We start from the raw sequence: 21,101 nt of genomic DNA on the forward strand, positions 1-21,101 counted from the left end.
GTCAGGCCCGGGCGCGGACCCGCCCCGAGAGCAGCGCCCCGGCCAGCGTCACCCCGATGCTGGTCAGGAACACCACCGCGAAGGCGCCGGGCGATCCGGCGCCTTCCGCCGTGTCGTGCGGGGCCGCCACCGAGCCGCCGCCGAGCGCCGCGAACAGCACCCCGGCCAGGCCGGTGAGCAGCACGTTGCCCAGCGCGTCGCTCAGCTGGAGGGCGGCCGAGTTGGCGCCGGCGTCCTCCGGCCTGGAGAGCTTCATCATCAGCACGCTGACGCTCGCGATGGTCAGCCCCATCCCGAGGCCGCCGATGCCCCAGGCCACCGCGGCCACCCAGGCCGGCACCGCCGGGACGAGCACCAGCGCGGCGCCGCCGACCGCGACCGCCGTCAGCGCGAAGCCGCCGCGGATCATCGGCACCCGGTGGCGCTCGGCCCCCGGCCGTCCCTGGAGCCAGGAGCCCAGCGCCCAGGTGAGGCCGCCGCTGGTCAGGGTGAGCCCGGCCAGGGTCGGGGAGAGGCCGCGCTGGCTGGTCATCATCAGCGGGATGAACACCTCGGCGGAGAAGAACGCCCCCGCCGCCACGCCGCGCAGCAGGATCACCGCCGGCAGCCCGCGCAGCGCGCGCAGCGTCCCGGTGGGCAGCAGCCCCAGGACGGCCGGCACCAGCAGCGCCGCCCCGGCCGCGCCGGGGACCAGCCCGATCGGGTCGAGGCGCTGGCCCGCGTACTGGACCAGTCCGGCGCCGGCCGCCGCCATCGCGGCCAGCCGGGTGCGGCGGCGGTCGAACTCCCCGCCCTTGGCCACCGGGTGCTCGCGCTCCGAGCGGGCCAGCGCCGGGCCCATCACGGCCAGCGGCAGCAGGATCAGCGCCGGCACGGCCAGGAACACCCAGCGCCAGCCGAGGTGCTGGGTGACGGCCCCGGCGACCAGCGGGCCGACGATCGAGGGCAGTACCCAGGCCGAGGAGAAGGCGGCGAACACGGCGGGCCGCAGCCGCTCCGGATAGGCCCGGCCGACCACCACGTACAGCGCGACGATCACCAGTCCGCCGCCCAGGCCCTGGATCGACCGGCCGCCCACGAACACCCACATCCCGGGCGCCGTCCCGGCCACCACCAGGCCGACGCCGAACACCGCGATGCCGGTGAACAGCGGCCGCATGGGGCCGCGCCGGTCGCACCACTGGCCGGAGACGACCAGGGCGAACAGCGTGCTGGTGAAGTAGCCGGAGAAGGCGAAGGCGTACAGCGGGACGCCGTGCAGCTCGCGGGCCGCGGTGGGCATCGCGGTGTTGACGGCCGTCGCCTCGAAGGCGATCACCAGGACCACCGAGACGATCCCCAGCGTCAGCGCGCGGAAACGGCCGCCGAGCACCCCGCCGCCGGGGTCGTCGTCGAGGGGTATCGGCACGGGGTCGACCGAGGTGGGGGAGGCAGTGGTCATACGTGACATGGTAAGAGCCGTCCAAGCGGTTGACTCCTGACCCCGGTCGGTGAGCGACTCGGTCGCAGGACCTAGGGCCGCCGCCCGGAGACGCCCGTCAGTGCAGCACCTTGAGGCCCACCACACCGGAGACGATCAGCAGCAGGCACGCGATCCGGGCCGCGGTCGCCGGGTCCCCCAGGACGGCCATGCCGTAGACGGCGGTGCCGACCGCGCCGATGCCGACCCAGACCGCATAGCCGGTGCCGATCGGAATGGTGCGCATCGCGTACGCCAGACCGCCCATGCTGAACAGCAGCGCGACGCCGAAGACGAGGCTGGGAACGAGGCGGGTGAAGCCCTTGGACGATTCCAGGGCGACCGCCCAGACGGTCTCCAGGAAACCCGAGACGATCAGAACGAGCCAGGCCATGACGGTGGTACCTCCGCAGTCCACAGCGGCCGGATTGCCGCTGAACTGCGCCGTCTTGTCGTCACCGGGTACGACGCGCTCGTCCGGGGTGGCGGGAACGGAGCCACCTACCGGCGACCGTAACACACCTTGCCACACAGAATTTACACAACGGCGTTGACCCCTCGCCCCGGGATCGGCCACCATGAATTCACTGGCCGTGTGCCCGAGTGGTTGAGGGAACCGTCTGCAAAGCGGTGCACGCGGGTTCGATTCCCGCCATGGCCTCATGGGGAAAGGAATTGCCGGCCGACTCGAAAAGTGGGCCGGCAATTCCTTTCCGTCGTTTTCCGGACGGCCCGGACAGGCTTTCCGGAAGGCCCGGCCGGGGTTTCCGGAGGGCCTCAGAGCGTGATGGCGTCCTCGGCCCGGATCGGCAGCCGGCCCACCGGCAGGCCGGTGGCGGCGCGCACGGCCGCGGCGACGGCCGCCGGGGCGACCACCGCGGGCACCGCGCCGACCGCCTTGGCCCCGAACGGCGCCACCACGTCGCGCTCCTCCAGCAGCGCGGCGATCCGCACCTCCGGGGTGTCCAGCGAGGTGGGCAGCCGGTAGCCGGTGAGCGAGGGGTTGCGCAGCACCCCGCCCTCGGTGCGCAGGTCCTCCAGCAGCGCCAGGCCCACGCCCTGGGCCACCCCCGCCTCGATCCGGTCCTCGATCTGCCGCGGGTTCAGCGCCCGGCCGACGTCCTGGGCGACCGTCATCTCGACCACCCGGACCGCGCCCAGCTCGATGTCCACGTCCACCACCGCCCGCATCGCGCAGAACGAGATGGAGACGAAGGCGTCCCCCTGCCCGGACTCGTCCAGCGGCTCGGTCGGGTGCGGGCGGCACTGCGCGGTGGCCCACAGCTCCTTGCCCTCCAGCGCCTCCGCGACCGGCATGCCGAGCACCCCGTCGTACGAGGTGATCTTGCCGTCGGAGATCTGGAGCAGTTCCACCGACATCCCGAAGTTCGCCGCGATCGGCTGCAACAGCTGGTGGCGAACCATCAGCGCGGCCCGCTCGACGGCCCCGCCGGAGACCCACGTGTGCCGGCCCCGGGCGGACGGCCCGGCGATCGACTGGTCGCTGTCGGCCGGCGCGATGTAGACCTCGCTGACGCCCAGCACGGTCTGCACGATCTGCCGGGCCAGCGTGGCGAAGCCCTGCCCGGCGTCGACCGCCGCGCAGATCACCGTGGCGTGGTCCCCGCTGACCCGCACGGTCGCGGTGGACACCTCGTCCTCGCCCTCGGCGCCCAGCATGTGCACCATGCCGACGGCGTAGCCGATGCCGCGCCGCACCGCCGCCGGGTCGCCCGCGCCGCCGGGCCCGCCGGGCAGCAGCCACTCGGCGTCCGGGTCGTCCACCGGCAGGGCCGGCAGCGGCTCGGCGGCGACCGCGTCCAGCAGGGCGCGCACCGGCGCCGGGCAGGTGACGGCCTGTCCGGTGGGCAGCGGGTCGCCGGTCGACATCGCGTTGCGGCGGCGGATCTCCACCGGGTCCACGCCGATCCGGGCGGCCAGCTGGTCGAGCTGCGACTCGTACGCGAAGCAGGCCTGGAGCGCGCCCTCGCCGCGCATCCGGCCGGCCGGCGGGTTGTTGGTGCGCACCGCCCAGGCGTCCACGAAGACGTTCGGGCAGACGTACGGGCCGACCGAGAAGGCCGTCGCGGCGGCCAGCGCCTCGGCGGAGACGTCCGCGTAGGCGCCGCCGTCCAGCAGGATCTGCGCCTCGACCTTCACCAGGACGCCCTCGGCGTCGGCGTGGTGGCGGTAGCGCAGCAGCGCGGGGTGGCGCGAGGTGTGGGTGTGGAAGGACTCCTCGCGGGTGAGCGTCATCTTCACCGGGCGGCCGGTGCGCAGCGCCAGCAGCGCCAGGGTGACCTGGAAGGAGAGGTCCTCGCGGTCGGTGGTGGCGCCCGGCACGCCGGTGGCCACCAGCCGGACCCGGTCCGGCTCCAGGCCGAGGCAGGCGGCGGTGCGGTCGCGGTCGCCGTGCGGGTCGGTGGAGGACAGGTGCAGCTCGACGCCGCCGTCCGGGCGCGGCACGGCCAGCCCGGCCTCGGCGCCCAGCGGGGCCGGGTCCTGCCGGCCGACCTGGTAGAGGCCCTCGACGACGACCTCGCCGACCGCGTCCGGGTCCCCGGTGCGCAGCGGCAGGTGGCGGAACAGGTTGCCGTCCGGGTGCAGCGGCGGCGCGGTGAAGGCCTGCTCGGGGTCGGTGACGGCCTCCAACGGCTCGTAGTCGACCGAGATCAGACCGACCGCCAGCCGGGCGGTGTCCGGGTGGTCGGCGGCCACCGCCGCGATCGGCTCGCCGTGGTGGCGCACCACCCCGGCGGCCAGCACCGGCCGGTCGGCGACGATCGGTCCGGCCGGGGCGCCGTCGGGGGCGCCGTCCGGGCCGGGCGGCAGGTCGGCGGCGGTGACCACGGCGTGCACACCGGGCAGCGCCAGCGCGGCCGAGGTGTCGATGCCGCGGATCCGGGCGTGCGGGTGCGGCGAGCGCAGCACCGCGCCCCACAGCAGCCCCTCGGCCCACAGGTCGGCCGCGTACGGGTAGATGCCGAGCGCCTTGGGCAGCGCGTCGCCGCGCAGCGGGGAGCTGCCCAGGCCGATCGGCTCCGGTGCGCCGCCCTCGCCGCCGTCCTGCTGGAGTGCTGCGCCGATGTCGGTAGGCGACGTCATGATGCGTGGTCGTCCTCGGGGAGCCGGATGCCGTGGGCGGGGGTGGACCCGTACGGGGCGCCGGCCGGGGCGCCGCCCTCGGCCGGGGCACCGTGCGGGTGCGGAGCCGCGTACGGGGTGCCGTGCGGGGGCGTGCCGTCGAAGGCCGCCTCGGGCAGCGGGGTGCCGTGCGCGGGGGTGGGCTGGTAGACCGGGGCGTCGTACCCGGCGTCGTAGCCGTTCTGCTGCGGGTGGCCGTCCGGGTAGGGCAGGTAGGTGCCGTGCGCGGGGGTGGCCTGGTACGGCTGCTCGGGGTAGCCCTGCGGCGGGTAGTACACCTGGTCGTCGGCGGCCTGGGCGGGGATCGCGTCCCGGATCGGGGCCAGCACGGTGGTGTCGTACACGCCGGAGTCGTAGCCGCCCTGGGGGTCGCCGTACGGCGTCCCGGCCGGGGCCGGCTCGACGCCCTGCGGTCCGGCGGCGGGCTGCTGGGCGGGCCGCGGTTCGGCGTGCTGCTGCGGGACGTGCTCGATCCAGTCCCCGGCGTCGGCGTAGACCGGCGGCTCGACGGCCTGCCCGGGCTCGGCGGGTGCCTCCGCGGGTCGCTGCGCCGGCACCTCGGCGTGCGGCACCCCGGCGTGCGGCAGCTCGGCGGCCGGCGCCTCCGCGGGCGGCTCGGCCGGCGCCTCGACGGCGGCCCCTGCGGCGGCTGCCTGCGCGGCGGCGGCCTCCTCCGCCTCCTCGGCCTCCAGCGCGCGGGCGTCCGCGACGCTCTGGACGGCGGCCAGCACGCCCCGGTAGCCGGTGCAGCGGCAGAGGTTGCCGCACAGGGCCTGGCGGGCCTCGACCTCGGTGGGCCGGTGGTTGCGCTGGAGCAGGTCGTGCACCGCCATCGCCATGCCGGGGGTGCAGTAGCCGCACTGCACGGCGCCGGAGGCGGCCAGCGCCTGCTGGACGTCGCTCGCGCCGCCGACGGCCGACAGGCCCTCGACGGTGTTGATCTCGCTGTCGGCGGCCAGCGCGGCGGGCACCAGGCAGCCGGCCACCAGCTGGCCGTCCACCTGCACCGAGCAGGCCCCGCACTCGCCCTGCTCGCAGCCGTCCTTGGCACCGGCCAGGCCGAGCCGCTCGCGCAGCACGTAGAGCAGGCTCTCACCGATCCAGGCGTCGGTGACGGGCCGTTCGAAACCGTTGACCCGCAGCGTGTACGAGGCGCACGGGCGCAGCTCGCGGCTGACCTGCGGCGAGAGGCCGAGCGGGTCGGCGTCGAGGGTCTCGATGGGGTCCGTGGTCACTTCAGCACCCTTCCCAGCGCCCGTCGGGCCAGCACCGATACGGTACGCCGCAACCGGACGGCGGCCGCGGTCGGCCCCTCGGTCACGGCCTCCCAGGCGCCCTCGGCGCCGTAGTTGTCGGGGACGCAGGCGGTGGCCACGTACTCGCCGAAGGCGGCGGCCGCGACCGGGTCGATCTCCCGGGTGCCGTCCCAGTCGATGCAGCCGGCCACCCAGGCCTCGGCCTCCAGCGGGCGCAGCGGCACCGGCGCGACGGCTCCGACGGCGCAGCGCACCGAGCGCCGGGCCGGGTCGAGGACGAGGGCGACGGAGGCGGTGGCGCGGGCCGGGCCGCTGCGGCCGGTGGCCTTGAGGAAGACCTGCGGGGCGTGCAGCAGCGGGACGCGCACCCAGGTGAGCAGCTCGCCGGGGCGCACCGGGTCGAGCCCGGTGAGCAGGTGACTGACCGGCACCTCGCGGCTGCCCCCGGCCCTCGTGAGGGTGACGGCGGCCTCCAGCGCGGCGAGCACCGGGAGGGTGTCGCCGGCCGGCGCGGCGGTGACGATGTTTCCGCCGAGGGTGCCGACGTTGCGGACCTGCGGCGGGCCGGCGGTGCGGGCGGCGTCGGCGAGGGCGGGGATGAGCGCGGCGAAGTCGGGGCGGTCCATCCGGGCGTGGGTGAGTCCGGCGCCGAGCACGGCGGTGCCGCCGTCCTCGTAGCGCCAGCCGCGCAGTTCGGTGATCCGGCCGAGGCCGACCAGGGCGGCGGGGCGCAGCCGTCCGGCGTTGACGGCTTCCATCAGGTCGGTGGCTCCGGCCACCGGTACCGCGGCCGGGGCGGCGGCCAGCGCGTCGACGGCCTCGTCGAGGGAGGCCGGCAGCATGATCGTCCGGTTCACCTGGGTCCCACCGTGCTCCACTTGCTCATCGATCGCCTGCCGCCCACCCGGCCTGCGGCCGTGCTGTCCTGCGTCAGCAGCCCGGCCTGGCCCGTAGGGTACGGGCGATCGGGCCGGGTTGGGCAACTCTGGCACACAATGCTCGATGATCATTTCGGGACCGGTGAACGGGACTGCCCGATTGGGACCGATACCGGGCGGTATCTGCCCCGGCCCGCTCCGGGCCAGGGCAGATGTTCATCAGTTCTTGACGTCGGATGACCGCTCAGAAGTTCCCGGTGAGTACGACCAACACACCGGTCAGCGCACCGGCGGCGGCCCCTCGATCGGGCGGCCGAGCACCCCGGGCCAGCGCTGCCACGGGTGCGGGCCGCCGGCCGGGCGGTACTCGACGCCGAGCGCGTCCAGCGCCTTCAGGTGCGTCGTCAGCCGCCGCTCGAAACCGGCGAAGTCCCGCTCGGCCGGCTCGGCGGGCAGCTCGGACCAGGCGACCTCGGCGAAGGCGACCAGCCGGGGGAAGGCCCGGTAGTCGATGTCCCGGGCGCTGTCCATGAACTCGCTCCACAGGTTCGCCTGGGTGCCGATCACGTGCCGGGCGGCGGCCTCGTCCAGCTGCTTGGGGACCGGCTCGAACCGGTAGACGTCCTCCAGGGTGCGCACGAAGCCGACCGGGATCGGCTCGTCCGGCCCGTCCGCCTGCCGGTGGTCGAAGTAGACGTGCTGCTCGGGGCACATCACCACGTCGTGCCCGGCCTTCGCGGCGGCGATCCCGCCGCCGAAGCCGCGCCAGGAGGAGACGGCGGCCCCCGGCGCCAGGCCGCCCTCCAGGATCTCGTCCCAGCCGATCAGCCGGCGCCCGCGCTCGGCCAGCCAGCGGTCGAAGTGCCGGATGAGGTGGCTCTGCAGCTCGTCCTCGTTGGCCAGGCCCAGCTCACGGATCCGCGCCTGGGCGGCGGCGCTGTCCTTCCACTGCTCCTTGGGGCACTCGTCGCCGCCGAGGTGGACGAACTCGGACGGGAAGAGCTCCAGGACCTCCTCCAGCACGCCCTCGAAGAAGCGCAGGGTCTCCTCGGAGGCGTTGAGCACGTTGTGGCTCACCCCCCAGTCGGTCCACACCCCGAGCGCGGAGGTGTCCACCACGTCGGTGTTGCCCAGCTCGGGATAGGCGGCGACGGCGGCCTGGGTGTGGCCGGGCAGGTCGATCTCCGGGACGACGGTGACCCCGCGCGTGGCCGCGTAGGCGACGATCTCGCGCAGGTCCTCCTGGGTGTAGTAGCCGCCGTGCGGGCGGTCGTCGCGGCGCTGCCCGGCCCGGTAGCCGACCATCGAGCGGTCCCGCCAGGCGCCGCGCTCGGTCAGCCTCGGGTAGCGCTTGATCTCCACCCGCCAGCCCTGGTCGTCGGTCAGGTGCAGGTGCAGCACGTTGAGCTTGTGCGCGGCCAGCAGGTCGACGAAGCGCAGCACGTCCGACTTGGGCAGGAAGTGCCGGGCGACGTCGAGCAGCGCGCCGCGCCAGCCGAACCGGGGGGCGTCCTCGATGTCGGCGCCGGGCAGCACCCAGCCGTCGTGGCGCAGCGGCGAGCGGCGGTAGGCGTCCGGTCCGAGCAGCTGGCGCAGCGTCTGCGCGCCCCACAGCGCCCCGGCCGGGCCGCCCGCGGCGATCAGGGCGTGGCCGGGGCGCACCGTGATCCGGTACGCCTCGGCGGCCAGCGTCCCGTCCTGGACCAGCTCGATGCCGCCGCCCGGCCGGCCCGGGCCGAGCGGCAGCCCGGTGGCGGCGGACAGGGTGCTCCGCAGCCAGCGCTCGGCGTCGGCCAGCGCGGGGGGTGCGGTCAGCGTGGTGGCGGCGTCGAGCGGATAGTCCTCGTCCGGGCGGCGGGCGGCACTCGAAGGTGCGGGAATGAGGTCCATTCCGACATCCTGCCCACGCCCCGGACGATTGGCATAGACCACCCCTGAAACGCGGTGCTATGCAAAACGGCGTTGCGCGGCGGCGGGACTACTTGTTCTCGCCGTCGCCGCCCTGCGGCTTGCCGATGCCGTCGTAGATCTCCTTGCACATCGGGCAGACCGGGTACTTCTTCGGGTCGCGCCCGGGCACCCACACCTTGCCGCAGAGCGCGACCACGGGAGACCCGGAGAGCGCGCTCTCCATGATCTTGTCCTTCTGGACGTAGTGCGCGAAGCGCTCGTGGTCGCCGTCCCCGTGGGACACCTGCGGGACGGGCTCGACCAGGGTGCCGGTGCCGAGGCCGCGCTCGGGCTCAAGAGTGCTCATGGGTGCCAAGTCTATGGGCGCCCCCGGAAACCCGGCCAGTGTCGCGCCGCCGGGCCGGTGGCTCAGTTCATCGTGGGGTCGTCCGGATAGGTCGCCAGCAGGGCGAGCGGGCCGCGCTGGCGGCGCAGCACCGCGCGCCACAGCCGCTCCGGCTCGGGGCTGGAGACGTCCCCGGGCTCGCAGTCCACCAGGTACCAGGCGCCGCTCTCCAGCTCCGCCTCCAGCTGCCCCGGCGACCAGCCCGCGTACCCGGCGAAGATCCGCAGGCTGCCCAGCTCGCCGGCCAGCACCTCGGGCGGCGCCTCCAGGTCGACCAGGCCGATCGCGCCGTGCACCCGGCGCCAGCCGAGCGGCTCGCCGGTGCCCGGCTCCCCCGGTGCCACGGCGAGGCCGAGGGCGGAGTCCAGCGCGACCGGGCCGCCCTGGAACACCACCGCCGGCTGTCCGACGAGTCTGTTCCAGCCGTCCAGCACACTGCCCACCTCGACCGGCGTCGGCCGGTTGAGGACAACGCCGAGCGCCCCCTCGACGTCGTGGTCGAGGAGCAGCACCACCGCCCGCGCGAAGTTCGGGTCGGTGAGCAGGGGCGTCGCGACGATCAGACGGCCGGTGTGGGACCGGCCTGCGTGCGAATGGGCCGCCGTCATGCCCACATGATCCCGCAGAACGGCACCGCCCGGACACCGCAACGCCCGGAAACCTCCGTCCCGCACGAACACCCGTACGGCCGCACCGACGGGCGCCCGCGGGCCCGGAGAGAGCACCATCACGGGAGAGGCTCACGGGAACCGACGGCGCGCCTACTACCATCTACGTCTGGTGGACGCCCTTTACGGTGCCGACTCGGTTTCGCCGGGGGCCCGAACGCGCCCGTTTACGACCGGTCCACCACCGGCTCTCTCCCGGAGCCCCTCCCCCCGACTCCTCTGGCACCCCGGATTGCGAGAACGATGACCGACGACGTCCTGCTGGTCCACGGCGGAAACCCGCTCGAAGGCGAGATCCGCGTCCGCGGTGCGAAGAACCTGGTGCCCAAGGCCATGGTCGCCGCCCTCCTCGGCCAGGGCCCCAGCAGACTGCGCAACGTCCCGGACATCCGCGACGTCAAGGTGGTCCGCGGCCTGCTCCAGCTGCACGGCGTGACCGTGCGCACCGGCGACGAGGACGGCGAGCTGATCCTCGACCCCTCGCACGTCGAGAGCGCCAACGTCGCCGACATCGACGCCCACGCGGGCTCCTCCCGGATCCCGATCCTGTTCTGCGGCCCGCTGCTGCACCGCCTCGGCCACGCCTTCATCCCGGGCCTGGGCGGCTGCGACATCGGCGGCCGTCCGGTCGACTTCCACTTCGAGGTGCTGCGCCAGTTCGGCGCGTCCATCGAGAAGCACCCGCAGGGCACCTACCTGGTCGCCCCGCAGCGGCTGCGCGGCACCAAGATCGAGCTGCCCTACCCGTCGGTCGGCGCGACCGAGCAGGTGCTGCTCACCGCCGTCCTCGCCGAGGGCGTCACGGAGCTGCGCAACGCGGCCATCGAGCCGGAGATCGTCGACCTGATCTGCGTGCTGCAGAAGATGGGCGCGATCATCACCCTGGGCACCGACCGCACCATCCTGATCACGGGTGTGGACGAGCTGAACGGCTACACCCACCGCGCGCTGCCGGACCGCCTGGAGGCGGCCTCCTGGGCCTGCGCGGCGCTGGCCACCAAGGGCGACATCTACGTCCGCGGCGCCCGCCAGCTGGAGATGATGACCTTCCTCAACACCTTCCGGAAGGTCGGCGGCGCCTTCGAGGTGGACGACGAGGGCATCCGCTTCTGGCACCCGGGCGGCGAGCTCAAGGCGATCGCCCTGGAGACCGACGTGCACCCGGGCTTCCAGACCGACTGGCAGCAGCCGCTGGTGGTCGCGCTGACCCAGGCCACCGGGCTGTCCATCATCCACGAGACGGTGTACGAGTCGCGGCTCGGCTTCACCGGCGCGCTGAACCAGATGGGCGCCCACATCCAGCTCTACCGCGAGTGCCTGGGCGGCACCCCGTGCCGCTTCGGCGCCCGCAACTTCCTGCACTCCGCGGTCGTCTCCGGCCCCTCCAAGCTGATGGGCGCCGAACTGGTCATCCCGGACCTGCGCGGCGGCTTCTCCTACCTGATCGCGGCGCTGGCGGCCGAGGGCACCTCGACCGTGCACGGCATCGACCTGATCAACCGCGGCTACGAGAACTTCATGGACAAGCTGCGCGACCTGGGCGCCCACGTCGAGCTGCCCAGCGAGCAGCTGGTCGACGCCTGACGGCCCCGGCACCACGGCGAGAGGCCGGGCTCCCCAGCGCCGACTCCTGACAGACACAGCCCCGGCACAACGGCGAGAGGCCGGGCTCCCCAACTGGGGAGCCCGGCCTCTCGGGCGTTCAAGGGGTGGCTCAGGCAGCGCCCTTGGCGGCTTCCTTCAGCTTCGAGCCGGCGCTCACCTTGGCGCTGTAGCCCGCGGCGATCTGGATCGGCTCGCCGGTCTGCGGGTTGCGGGCGGTGCGGGCAGCGCGGTGGGTGCGCTCGAAGGTCAGGAAACCGGGGATGGTGACCTTCTCGTCGCCCTTGGCGACGACCTCGCCGACGATCTCGGCGAAGGCGGCCAGAACGGCGTCGGCGTCCTTGCGGGTCACCTCGGCGCGCTCGGACAGCGCGGCCACCAGCTCACTGCGGTTCATGTGTACTCCTGTGGTCTGTTCGCTTGCGGTGTGCGGGGGCCCATCGGTGCTCCCACCGGGGGGGCACCCGGATGGGCCGCAGGTCCGCACACTGTGCTCATGCAGGCAATGCGTGGTCGCAGGCCGGATTCCCACCCGATGCCGCGCGCCGGAGCCGTCGAAGGCCCGTCCGCCCGCCTGGGTACGAATCCTGCCCCGACCGGCCCCGAGAAAGCCAATCGGGCCCCGGCCCAGCCACCCGAACAACACCCGCCCGTTGGAGGTGTGACGCTCCGTCGGCTCCGGCGGACCGGGCGCGGGCGGCGGTCGGGAGGACACGCCGGAAGACCAGGGGGACGTTCCGTACTTGTCGGACACGCCTGCCCCGTGCAGGGCTACGGTACGCCCTAGGACTGACAAGCCCAAACACGCCCCTCGCCCTTGTGTCGCAAGGGTTCGGGGCGAGCTGGGCGGGTATGACCGCTATTCGCACATTTGAGCGAACTACGACACGTCGCCCGATCCCCCCGTCAGAGCTTGACGGTGGGGAAGGCGGCGGTGTCGAGGGTGCCGACGATGCCCGGGGTCGGACGGCTCGGCGCGCGGTCCTCCTGGGCGCCGGCCAGGGCCGCGTCGCGCACCGCGGAGGCGACGGTCTTGGCGACGTCCTTGTGGAACACGCTCGGGATGATGTAGTTCGCGTTCAGCTCGTCGTCGGCCACGGTGGTGGCCAGCGCCCGGGCTGCGGCGATCATCATCTCGGTGTTGACGGTGCGGCTCTGGGCGTCCAGCAGGCCGCGGAAGACGCCCGGGAAGACCAGCACGTTGTTGATCTGGTTCGGGAAGTCGCTGCGGCCGGTGGCGACCACGGCGGCGGTCTGCCGGGCGACGGCCGGGTCGACCTCCGGGTCCGGGTTGGCCAGCGCGAAGACGATCGCGTCCTGCGCCATGGTGGCCAGGTCGTCGCCGTCCAGGACGTTCGGGGCCGAGACGCCGATGAAGACGTCGGCGCCCGCCACCGCCTCCTTGAGGCTGCCGGTGCGGCCCGAGCGGTTGGTGTGCTCGGCGATCCAGCGCAGGCTGTCGTTGAGGTCCTCGCGGCCCTGGTGGACCACGCCGTGCACGTCCGCCACGGTGGCGTGCTCGACGCCGGCCGCCATCAGCAGCTTGAGGATCGCGGTGCCGGCGGCGCCGGCGCCCGACATCACCACGCGGATGTCGCCGATCTCCTTGCCGACCACCTTCAGCGCGTTGGTGAGGGCGGCCAGCACCACGATCGCGGTGCCGTGCTGGTCGTCGTGGAAGACCGGGATGTCCAGGGCCTCGCGCAGCCGGGCCTCGATCTCGAAGCAGCGCGGCGCGGAGATGTCCTCCAGGTTGATCCCGGCGAAGCCCGGGGCGATCGCCTTGACGATGGCGACGATCTCGTCGGTGTCCTGGGTGTCCAGGCAGATCGGCCAGGCGTCGATGCCCGCGAAGCGCTTGAACAGGGCCGCCTTGCCCTCCATGACCGGCAGCGCGGCCTCCGGGCCGATGTTGCCCAGGCCCAGCACCGCCGAGCCGTCGGTGACCACGGCGACGCTGTTGCGCTTGATGGTCAGGCGGCGGGCGTCCTCGGGGTTCTCGGCGATCGCCATGCAGACCCGGGCCACACCCGGGGTGTAGATCATGCTGAGGTCGTCACGGTTGCGGATCGGCAGCTTGGACGACATCTCGATCTTGCCGCCGAGGTGCATCAGGAAGGTGCGGTCCGAGACCTTGCCGATCGACACGCCGTCGATCGCGCGCAGCTTCTCGACGATCTCCTCGCCGTGCGTGACCGAGGAGGCCGCCACCGTGACGTCGATCCGCAGCGCCTCCAGGCCGGAGGCGGTGACGTCGAGACCGGTCACCGACCCGCCGGAGGACTCCACGGCCGTGGTGATCGCACTGACGGCGTTGCCCCGGGCCGGGACCTCCAGCCGTACCGTGATCGAGTTGGAGACACTGGGCACCGTCGCCATCGACGCTTCCTTCTTCCGTCTGTCCCGCAGGCTCAACATTTTGTTGAAGGCATCGCCTGCGCATGCTAGACCTCGATCGTCGCACCTTCCAGGGGGTACCCAGAAATAACGTTCATTGAGTGTGCGGACCCGACAATCCGGCCCACCGCCGCCGGCCTCCCGCCGCTCACTCCTTGCCTCTCCCGGCCGATGCGTTACATTGGACAGGCACCGGCCCGATCCAAGCCCCCGGGCCCAACCTTCGTCCCTTCGAGGGACCACTTGCCGCGAGGCGAGCATGGCGGGTCGGTGTACCAAACGTCTGAAGGCCCCTCACCAGCCGGTGAGGGGCCTTCTTCCGTAGGGGGCCGTCAGTCTTCCGTAGGGTCCGTCAGCCGTGCAGCAGCGCGGGCACCCCGGCCGCGTCCGGCAGGTCGTCCGGGCCGGAGAGCACGGTCAGCCGCTGGGTCGCGCGGGTCAGCGCCACGTACAGCACCCGCAGGCCGGCCTCCGACTCCCCGGCGATGCCGGTCGGGTCCGCCACCACCGTCGCGTCGTACTCCAGGCCCTTGGCCTCCAGGCTGCCCAGCGCCACCACGCGCTCGCCCAGGCCCTCGGCCCAGCCCGCGGCCTCCTCCCGGCGGTCCATCGGCACCACGATCGCCACGGTGCCGTCCACCTCGGCCAGCAGCCGCTCCAGCTCGGCGCGGGCGGCCTTGCCGAAGGCCTCCGGCGAGGGGTCGGTGACGGCCGCGAAGCGCGGCTCCACCCCGACGTGGCGCACCGCGCTCGGCGAGGGGGTGCCCGGCGCCGCGAGCGCCAGCACCTTCGCCGCCACCTCGGCGATCTCGGCCGGGTTGCGGTAGTTCACGGTCAGCGTGAAGCGGCGGCGCTGCTTGCCGGCGAGCACCTCGTCCAGCGCGGCCTGGGCCTCCTGCGGGAACGGCCAGGAGGACTGCGCCGGGTCGCCGACGATCGTCCAGGTGGCCATCCGGGCGCGGCGGCCGATCATCCGCCACTGCATCGGGGTGAGGTCCTGCGCCTCGTCCACGATGACGTGGGCGTACTCGGTGCGCTCGACCGGCACGCGCTCGCGCTGGCGGGTGCTGCGGTCGGCGAAGGTGGTGACCTCGTCCAGGCCGGTCAGCAGGTCCACCGCGTCCACCTCGCGGACCTTCGGCCGGGCCGGCTCGCCGAGCAGCACCTGGAGCTCGTCCACCAGCGCGACGTCGTGCGCGGACAGCGCGCCCTCGCCCCGGTCGGACAGGTGGCGCCAGGAGGCGGCCAGCAGCCGGGCCTCGTCCGGGGTGACGGCGCGGCGGGCGATGCGGTTGATGTGCCGGTGCTGCCGGAGCGTGGCGAGCACCCGGCGCGGGGTCACGGCCGGCCACCAGGCGTCCAGGAAGTCCAGGAAGGACGCCTCGTCCGAGACGTACTCGTCGAAGGCCTCCTTCTCCTCCTGGCGCTGCTCGCGGCCGTAGTGGTCGGTGGGCTTGGGCAGGTCCCGGACGGCCAGCTGCCACAGGGCGTCCAGCAGCAGCCGGCGGGCGCGCGGGCGCAGCAGGTTCAGCGGGGTGCCGCCGGAGCCCACCACGTTGCCGCGCACGGCCTTCAGCCGGGCGGCGTCCAGCTTCAGCACCTCGCCGCGGGCGACCACCTTCAGCTCCTGCGGCGCGCCCAGCTCCAGCGCCGCGCGGGCGGCCCGGCGCAGCAGCTGCACCATCCGGGCCGAGCCCTTGACCCGGGCCGTCTCGGGGGTGTCGTAGGTGGTCGCCTCGATGCCGTCCACCAGCGAGCCGACGGCCCGGATGGCCACCTGGCCCTCCTCGCCGAGCGCGGGCAGCACGCCCTCGGTGTAGGAGACCAGCAGCGGGGTCGGCGAGACCACCAGGATGCCCCCGGCGTAGCGCCGGCGGTCCTGGTAGAGCAGGTAGGCGGCGCGGTGCAGGGCGACGGCGGTCTTGCCGGTGCCGGGGCCGCCGGTGACCAGGGTGGCGCCCGCGGCGGCGGCGCGGATCACCTCGTCCTGCTCCCTCTGGATGGAGGAGACGATGTCGCGCATCGAGTGGCTGCGGGCGCGGCCCAGCGAGGCCATCAGCGCGCCGTCGCCGACCACGGCCAGCTCCTCGCCGTCCAGGGTGGGGGTGAGGTCGGGGCGCAGCAGGTCGTCCTCGACGCCGACCACCTTGCGGCCCTTGGAGCGGATCACCCGGCGGCGGATGACCCGGCCGGGCTCGACCGGGGTGGCGCGGTAGAACGGGGCGGCGGCGGGCGCGCGCCAGTCGATCACCAGCGGGCCGTACTCGGCGTCCAGCACGCCCAGCCGGCCGATGTGGAGGGTCTCGGCGACGGCCGGGTCGGCCGGGTCGAGCGGGGTGTTCGAGGGGATGCCGTGCTCCTCCGGGGCGTCCGCCTGCTGGAGGTCGATCCGGCCGAACAGGAAGTCCTCGAACTCGTTGTTCAGCCGCTGGAGGTGCGCGCCGGCCCGGTAGACCTGGGCGTCGCGCTCGGCGAGCGCGCCGGGGGTGCCGACCTGGACCCGCTTGGCGGCGTCCTCCAGGATGTACTCGGCCTCGGCGAGCTTCTCCTCCAAGCGGTGGTAGACGGTGTCGAGGTGCTGCTGTTCACCGGCGATCTCGCGGGTCCGGACGGTCTCGTGGTCGGCGGCGGGGGTGGTGTCCGTGTTGCTCTGCATGGCCTCGGTGGTTGCGACGGAATCCGGCTCCGGAAAACGAGCGGACGGATGATCCTACGCCGCGGGCCCCGGGCCGCGCTGCTCCGGAACGTACAAAAACCGAAGGCCGCCCTCCGCTGAGCGGTGGGCGGCCTTCGATGTGAACATGGGGTGGTGGAGATGCCGGGAATCGAACCCGGGTCCAGTGGAGTCAATTCAGGGCTTCTCCGAGCGCAGTCCGCTGTGCTTTTCTCGGCCCTGGCGGTCACGCGGACAAGCCGCCAACAGGCCCAGCTGCTGTTTGATTTCCCATCCGCCCCCGCAGCCCGGGCGGACGGTTGAGTTCCCTAGATTATGCCAGGGTCCGGGTCGGGAACTCCCCGGTCTGACACCCAAGCGCTATCGGTGCTTATTAGGCAGCGAGAGCGAACTGCTGGGAATCGCGCTTAGAGTTGGCGATTATTTTTTTGCGACACGTGGTTAACGAGATCATTGCCGCGTTCCTCGGCTCGCTTCCCCTGTTTCAACATCCCCTGTCGAAACCGATCATCCCCATGTTTTGTTGAGAAACAGCTCGGACGGTGATCGTCCGTGTTGCTTGGGCCATCGTACGCGAGGCGGCGGGTGAGGGTCCAGCGGATTAACGCTGGCGCCGCCGGGCCGCCGCCACGGCGCGGGCCGCCTCGCGGGTGTCCTGCTTCTCGCGCAGCGTCTGGCGCTTGTCGTACAGCTTCTTGCCGACCGCGAGCGCCAGTTCGAGCTTGACCCGGCCGTCCTTGAAGTACAGCGAGAGCGGGACCAGGGTGTGGCCCGCGTCGCGGACCTTGGTCTCGATCTTGCGGATCTCCAGCTTGTGCAGCAGCAGCTTGCGCTTGCGCCGCGCCGCGTGGTTGGTCCACGTCCCCTGGGTGTACTCGGGGATGAAGACGTTGTCGATCCACGCCTCGTGGTTCTGGATGTAGGCGTAGCCGTCGACCAGGTTGGCCCTCCCCTCGCGCAGCGACTTGACCTCGGTGCCGGTGAGGACGAGACCGCACTCGTAGGTGTCGAGGATGGTGTACTCGTGCCGCGCCTTCTTGTTCTGCGCGATCAGCTTCTGTCCGGTTTCCTTTGCCATAGCGCGGTCATTCTCGCACTTCGGCGCCGGGTCGGTCAGCTGCTTTACGCCCGGGTGCCGAGCCCCGACAGGACCCGCTGGGCGAGCTGGTCGGCCTCCTCGCCCGACCCGGCCGGGACGTCGGGGGCGAGGCCGGTGCCGTCCGGGGAGCGGCCGGCCGGGGTGTAGTAGCGGCCGACGGTCAGCTCCAGCACGGCGCCGTCGGCGAGCCTGCTGGGCTGCTGCACGGTGCCCTTGCCGAAGGTCCGCGAGCCCACCACCACGGCGCGGCTGCGGTCCTGGAGGGCGCCGGCGAGCAGTTCGGCGGCGCTCATCGTGCCGCCGTCCACCAGCACCACCAGCGGGGTGCGCTGGTCACCGCCGGGCGGGGCGGTCAGCTCCCGGATCTCGCCGCGCTCCAGGTACGAGCCGACCGGTCCGCCGTCCAGGAAGATCCCGGCGGTGCCGGCCGCCTCGTCGACCAGCCCCCCGGAGTTGCCGCGCAGATCGAGCACCACGCCGGTGTGCGGGGCGCGCAGCGCGGCGCGCACCTGGTCGGCCACGCCGCTGGTGAAGGCGCGGACGGTCACCCGCAGCACGCCCTTGCCCAGCTGCTCCGAGGTGACCTGCCGGCTGTCCAGCAGCACGCGCCGCAGCCGCAGTTCGCGCTCCTCGCCCCCGCCGCGCCGGACGGCGACGGTGACCTCGGAGCCGGCCCGGCGCTCCTCGCCCCGGCCGCGCAGCCGGGAGACCACCTCGGTCACCGGCAGGTGGTCGGCCTGGTCCTGGCCGATCCGCAGCAGCCGGTCCCCGGGGGCGATCCCGGCCTCGGCGGCCGGGCCCCCCGGGGCGACCTGGGAGACCTCGGTGACGCCGTCCTGCCCCCGGCCGACCGAGAGGCCGACGCCGGGGTACCGGCCGTCCAGGCCCTGGCTGAACTCCGCGTACTCCTGGGCGCTGTAGTACGCGCCCCAGCGGTCGCCGCCGGCCGCGAGCAGGTGCTCGGCCTGCTGCTCGGACAGGGCGGCTCCGGCCGGGTCCGCCGGGAGCCCGCCGGCGGCGGGGGCGGTGTCGGCGGAGGAGCGCGGCGGCGGGTCGTTCTGGTCACCCCAGGCGCCGGTGGCCGCACCGGTCAGCAGCACGACGCCGAACACCAGGCTGAGGGCGGCCACCTGACGCGTCCTGCGGGGAGTTTGCAGCATGGAACCGGAGTGTAGACACCGCGTCGCACGCGACGGGTCCGAACGGTGGACCGCCGAACGCCCGCGGCCCCGGACGGCGCAGTGCCGTCCGGGGCCGCCAGGGCGTCGCGGGATCAGACCTTGAGGTACTTGCGCAGCGTGAAGAACGCCGCGATGCCGGCCATGCCCATGCCCACCACGATCAGCAGCGGTATCACCGCGAGCACCGAGCCGAGCCCGATGAAGTGGATGAACTGCACCCGGTCGGCCAGCCAGTTCTGGACGAAGAAGTGCCCGCCGATCAGCAGCCCGGAGGCCATCACCGCGCCGAGCAGGGCGGAGAAGGCCGCCTCGGCGATGAACGGCATCTGGACGTAGAAGTTCGAGGCGCCGACCAGGCGCATGATGCCGGTCTCACGCCGTCGGCTGTACGCCGAGACCCGCACGGTGTTGACGATCAGCAGCAGGGCGACGAAGAGCATCAGCACCATGATCACGAAGGCCGCCGTCTGGAGGCCGTTGAGCAGGCCGAACAGGTTCTCCAGGATCTTCCGCTGGTCCTCGACCGACTTGACGCCGGGCTTGCCGGCGAAGGCGCTCTGGATCACGTCGTACTTGGTCGGGTCGTTGAGCTTGACCCGCCAGGACTGCGGCATGGCGTCCGGGCCCAGGACGGAGATGAGCGGGTTGTCCGGGTTCATCTCCTTCCAGTGCTTGTACGCCTCGGCGGAGCTCTCGTAGGTCGAGGACTGGACCACCGAGGTCATCTTGTCCAGCTGGTCCTTGATGTCCTGGACCTGCTGGTCGGTGGCCGCGCCCTTGTCGCACTGGGGCGAGTTGCGGGCGTCCGCCTTGGTGCAGAAGTAGATGCTCACCTCGACCTTGTCGTACCAGTACCCCTTCATGGAGTTCACCTGGTCGCGGACCAGGAGCGAGGAACCGGCGAGGGCGAGGGAGAGCGCGACGCTGACCACGACCGCGATGGTCATGGTCAGGTTGCGTCGGAGACCCACACCGATCTCCGACAGGACGAACTGGGCACGCATGCGGGAAACAACTCCAGGGTCGGTACTGCTCTGGTCTGGCGGTCCGGGCCGGCGGCCCCACGGGTCAGCGCTGGTCGGTCAGTGCTGGTACCCGTAGACGCCGCGGGCCTGGTCGCGGACCAGCAGCCCCTTGTCGAGCTCGATGACGCGCTTGCGCATCTGGTCGACGATGGCCTGGTCGTGGGTGGCCATCAGCACCGTGGTGCCGGTGCGGTTGATGCGGTCGAGCAGCTTCATGATGCCGACCGAGTTCTGCGGGTCGAGGTTGCCGGTGGGCTCGTCCGCGATGAGCAGCATCGGGCGGTTCACGAAGGCGCGCGCGATCGCCACGCGCTGCTGCTCACCACCGGACAGCTCGCCCGGCATGCGGTCCTCCTTGCCGCCGAGGCCGACCAGCTCCAGCACCTCGGGCACCACCTTGTTGATGGCGCTCTTGGGCTTGCCGATCACCTCCAGGGCGAAGGCGACGTTCTGCGCGACCGTCTTGTTCGGCAGCAGGCGGAAGTCCTGGAAGACGGTGCCCAGCTGGCGGCGCATGTGCGGCACCTTCCAGTTGGACAGCTTGCCGAGGTCCTTGCCCAGCACGTGCACCGCGCCCGTGGAGGGGCGCTCCTCGCGCAGGCACAGGCGCAGGAAGGTGGACTTCCCCGAGCCGGACGAGCCGACCAGGAAGACGAACTCACCCTTCTCGATCTCCAGCGAGACGTTGTCCAGGGCGGGACGGTTCTGCTTGGGATAGGTCTTGGAGACGTTGTCGAATCTGATCACGGCTGCATCACGGAGGCCATCCTAGGCGGCGCCATTCCTCGGTCGGTCCACCCCGGAGGCCCGGTCCGTGGGCGGGCGAAAGGAGCGCAGAGGGCCGCTCCCGGACTGGGACCATACGCGAATCGGCGAGCGGCCCGCAGGGACCGCCCGCGACGGCGGCCGGAGGCTGGGGGAGAATGTCCGCTTATGCCCTGAATATTGCGAGGCATCTCACAGCCCGGGAGCCGGAACCGCCGGAACCTGGCAGAGTGGAGGTGGCGGCCGGGGTCCGGCCGCTCCCCCGTACAGGGCCGCGCGTGGAACCAGAGCCCCGTCCGGTGCGTTGCATTAAGCAGCAAGGAGGAGATCGCATGACCTGCGACCATCTGGTGTGCGCCAACTGCAACGGCCGCGTCAGCGACGGGCGTTGTCCGGTGTGCCGGGCCAACCGCGCCCGGCTTCAGGAGCAGCAGGGGCCGTTCGCCGCGCTGTCCCCCGCGGTGCTGCTGGCCCTGCTGGCCGGGCTGCTCGCGGTGGCACTGATCTGCCGGCAGGCACTGGCCTGACCGCCACGAGACGTACGGCGAAGGCCCCCGACCTCCTTGGGTTCAAGGGGTCGTCGCAACACCACTTGGTTTCAGGTGGTGAGTAGATCACGTAGACGCTCGGCTGGGGTATCCCAGCCGAGCGTCTTGC

16 protein-coding genes, 1 tRNA gene, 1 other RNA gene, 1 pseudogene and 1 riboswitch are annotated in these 21,101 nt (G+C 72.9%); of the genes and pseudogenes, 3 read left to right on the plus strand and 16 right to left on the minus strand.

All coding sequences use genetic code 11. The annotated features are described in order from the left end of the window. Position 1: 1 nt before the first annotated feature. Complete coding sequence (locus ACZ55U_RS07205; protein ID WP_465523307.1) at positions 2 to 1,441, minus strand: MFS transporter; 1,440 nt, start codon at positions 1,439 to 1,441, stop codon at positions 2 to 4. Positions 1,442 to 1,538: 97 nt separating this feature from the next. Continuing rightward, positions 1,539 to 1,853, minus strand: a complete 315-nt coding sequence (locus tag ACZ55U_RS07210; RefSeq protein ID WP_465523309.1) for a DMT family transporter — start codon at positions 1,851 to 1,853, stop codon at positions 1,539 to 1,541. A 44-nt stretch (positions 1,854 to 1,897) separates the two neighbouring features. Further along, positions 1,898 to 1,963: riboswitch (guanidine-III (ykkC-III) riboswitch) on the minus strand. Between the two features lie 85 nt (positions 1,964 to 2,048). On the opposite strand from ACZ55U_RS07210, the gene ACZ55U_RS07215 reads away from it, so the two are divergent. Then, positions 2,049 to 2,120, plus strand: a tRNA-Cys gene (locus ACZ55U_RS07215). 116 nt (positions 2,121 to 2,236) lie between these two features. Here ACZ55U_RS07215 and ACZ55U_RS07220 read toward each other — a convergent pair. From ACZ55U_RS07220 to ACZ55U_RS07245, 6 genes and pseudogenes are all read right to left on the minus strand, one after another. Continuing rightward, positions 2,237 to 4,564 (minus strand): xanthine dehydrogenase family protein molybdopterin-binding subunit, encoded by a 2,328-nt coding sequence (locus ACZ55U_RS07220; RefSeq protein WP_465523311.1) that lies wholly within the window; start codon positions 4,562 to 4,564, stop codon positions 2,237 to 2,239. Between the two features lie 590 nt (positions 4,565 to 5,154). Then, positions 5,155 to 5,763: pseudogene (locus ACZ55U_RS07225) on the minus strand ((2Fe-2S)-binding protein); the annotation flags it as partial. A gap of 71 nt (positions 5,764 to 5,834) precedes the next feature. Further along, on the minus strand, positions 5,835 to 6,701 hold the full coding sequence (locus ACZ55U_RS07230) for an FAD binding domain-containing protein (protein ID WP_465523357.1): 867 nt from the start codon (positions 6,699 to 6,701) through the stop codon (positions 5,835 to 5,837). Between the two features lie 315 nt (positions 6,702 to 7,016). Next, positions 7,017 to 8,627 (minus strand): beta-N-acetylhexosaminidase, encoded by a 1,611-nt coding sequence (locus tag ACZ55U_RS07235; protein WP_465523313.1) that lies wholly within the window; start codon positions 8,625 to 8,627, stop codon positions 7,017 to 7,019. Positions 8,628 to 8,715: 88 nt separating this feature from the next. Next, positions 8,716 to 8,994, minus strand: coding sequence for a DUF3039 domain-containing protein (locus ACZ55U_RS07240; RefSeq protein ID WP_316528933.1), 279 nt, complete (start codon positions 8,992 to 8,994; stop codon positions 8,716 to 8,718). Positions 8,995 to 9,056: 62 nt separating this feature from the next. Then, positions 9,057 to 9,641: a YqgE/AlgH family protein gene (locus ACZ55U_RS07245; RefSeq protein WP_465523315.1), complete on the minus strand. Its 585-nt coding sequence runs from the start codon at positions 9,639 to 9,641 to the stop codon at positions 9,057 to 9,059. Positions 9,642 to 9,944: 303 nt separating this feature from the next. Between ACZ55U_RS07245 and murA the strand changes: the two genes are divergently transcribed. After that, entirely contained in the window at positions 9,945 to 11,285 is a 1,341-nt protein-coding gene (gene murA, locus ACZ55U_RS07250; RefSeq protein WP_465523317.1) for a UDP-N-acetylglucosamine 1-carboxyvinyltransferase, read from the plus strand. Between the two features lie 130 nt (positions 11,286 to 11,415). Here the strand turns inward: murA and ACZ55U_RS07255 are convergent, their stop codons facing one another. The 8 genes from ACZ55U_RS07255 to ftsE all read right to left on the minus strand — a co-directional run bounded on the left by ACZ55U_RS07255 (position 11,416) and on the right by ftsE (position 20,426). Beyond that, the gene (locus tag ACZ55U_RS07255; protein ID WP_030242980.1) at positions 11,416 to 11,700 is read right to left on the minus strand and encodes an HU family DNA-binding protein; all 285 of its coding nucleotides are present in this window, start codon (positions 11,698 to 11,700) and stop codon (positions 11,416 to 11,418) included. Between the two features lie 509 nt (positions 11,701 to 12,209). Next, positions 12,210 to 13,682, minus strand: coding sequence for an NAD-dependent malic enzyme (locus ACZ55U_RS07260; protein WP_465523319.1), 1,473 nt, complete (start codon positions 13,680 to 13,682; stop codon positions 12,210 to 12,212). Positions 13,683 to 14,052: 370 nt separating this feature from the next. Next, positions 14,053 to 16,356: a HelD family protein gene (locus ACZ55U_RS07265; protein WP_465523321.1), complete on the minus strand. Its 2,304-nt coding sequence runs from the start codon at positions 16,354 to 16,356 to the stop codon at positions 14,053 to 14,055. A gap of 151 nt (positions 16,357 to 16,507) precedes the next feature. Continuing rightward, positions 16,508 to 16,889: a transfer-messenger RNA gene (gene ssrA, locus ACZ55U_RS07270) on the minus strand. A gap of 86 nt (positions 16,890 to 16,975) precedes the next feature. Next, entirely contained in the window at positions 16,976 to 17,452 is a 477-nt protein-coding gene (gene smpB, locus ACZ55U_RS07275) for an SsrA-binding protein SmpB (protein ID WP_350741094.1), read from the minus strand. Positions 17,453 to 17,496: 44 nt separating this feature from the next. Further along, positions 17,497 to 18,633, minus strand: coding sequence for a S41 family peptidase (locus ACZ55U_RS07280; protein WP_465523323.1), 1,137 nt, complete (start codon positions 18,631 to 18,633; stop codon positions 17,497 to 17,499). 113 nt (positions 18,634 to 18,746) lie between these two features. Beyond that, complete coding sequence (ftsX, locus tag ACZ55U_RS07285; RefSeq protein ID WP_465523325.1) at positions 18,747 to 19,658, minus strand: permease-like cell division protein FtsX; 912 nt, start codon at positions 19,656 to 19,658, stop codon at positions 18,747 to 18,749. A 78-nt stretch (positions 19,659 to 19,736) separates the two neighbouring features. Continuing rightward, on the minus strand, positions 19,737 to 20,426 hold the full coding sequence (ftsE, locus tag ACZ55U_RS07290; RefSeq protein ID WP_030059730.1) for a cell division ATP-binding protein FtsE: 690 nt from the start codon (positions 20,424 to 20,426) through the stop codon (positions 19,737 to 19,739). Between the two features lie 350 nt (positions 20,427 to 20,776). Between ftsE and ACZ55U_RS07295 the strand changes: the two genes are divergently transcribed. Continuing rightward, complete coding sequence (locus ACZ55U_RS07295; RefSeq protein ID WP_465523327.1) at positions 20,777 to 20,971, plus strand: hypothetical protein; 195 nt, start codon at positions 20,777 to 20,779, stop codon at positions 20,969 to 20,971. Positions 20,972 to 21,101: the final 130 nt, after the last annotated feature.

This window comes from Kitasatospora sp. NPDC034533, assembly GCF_055575155.1.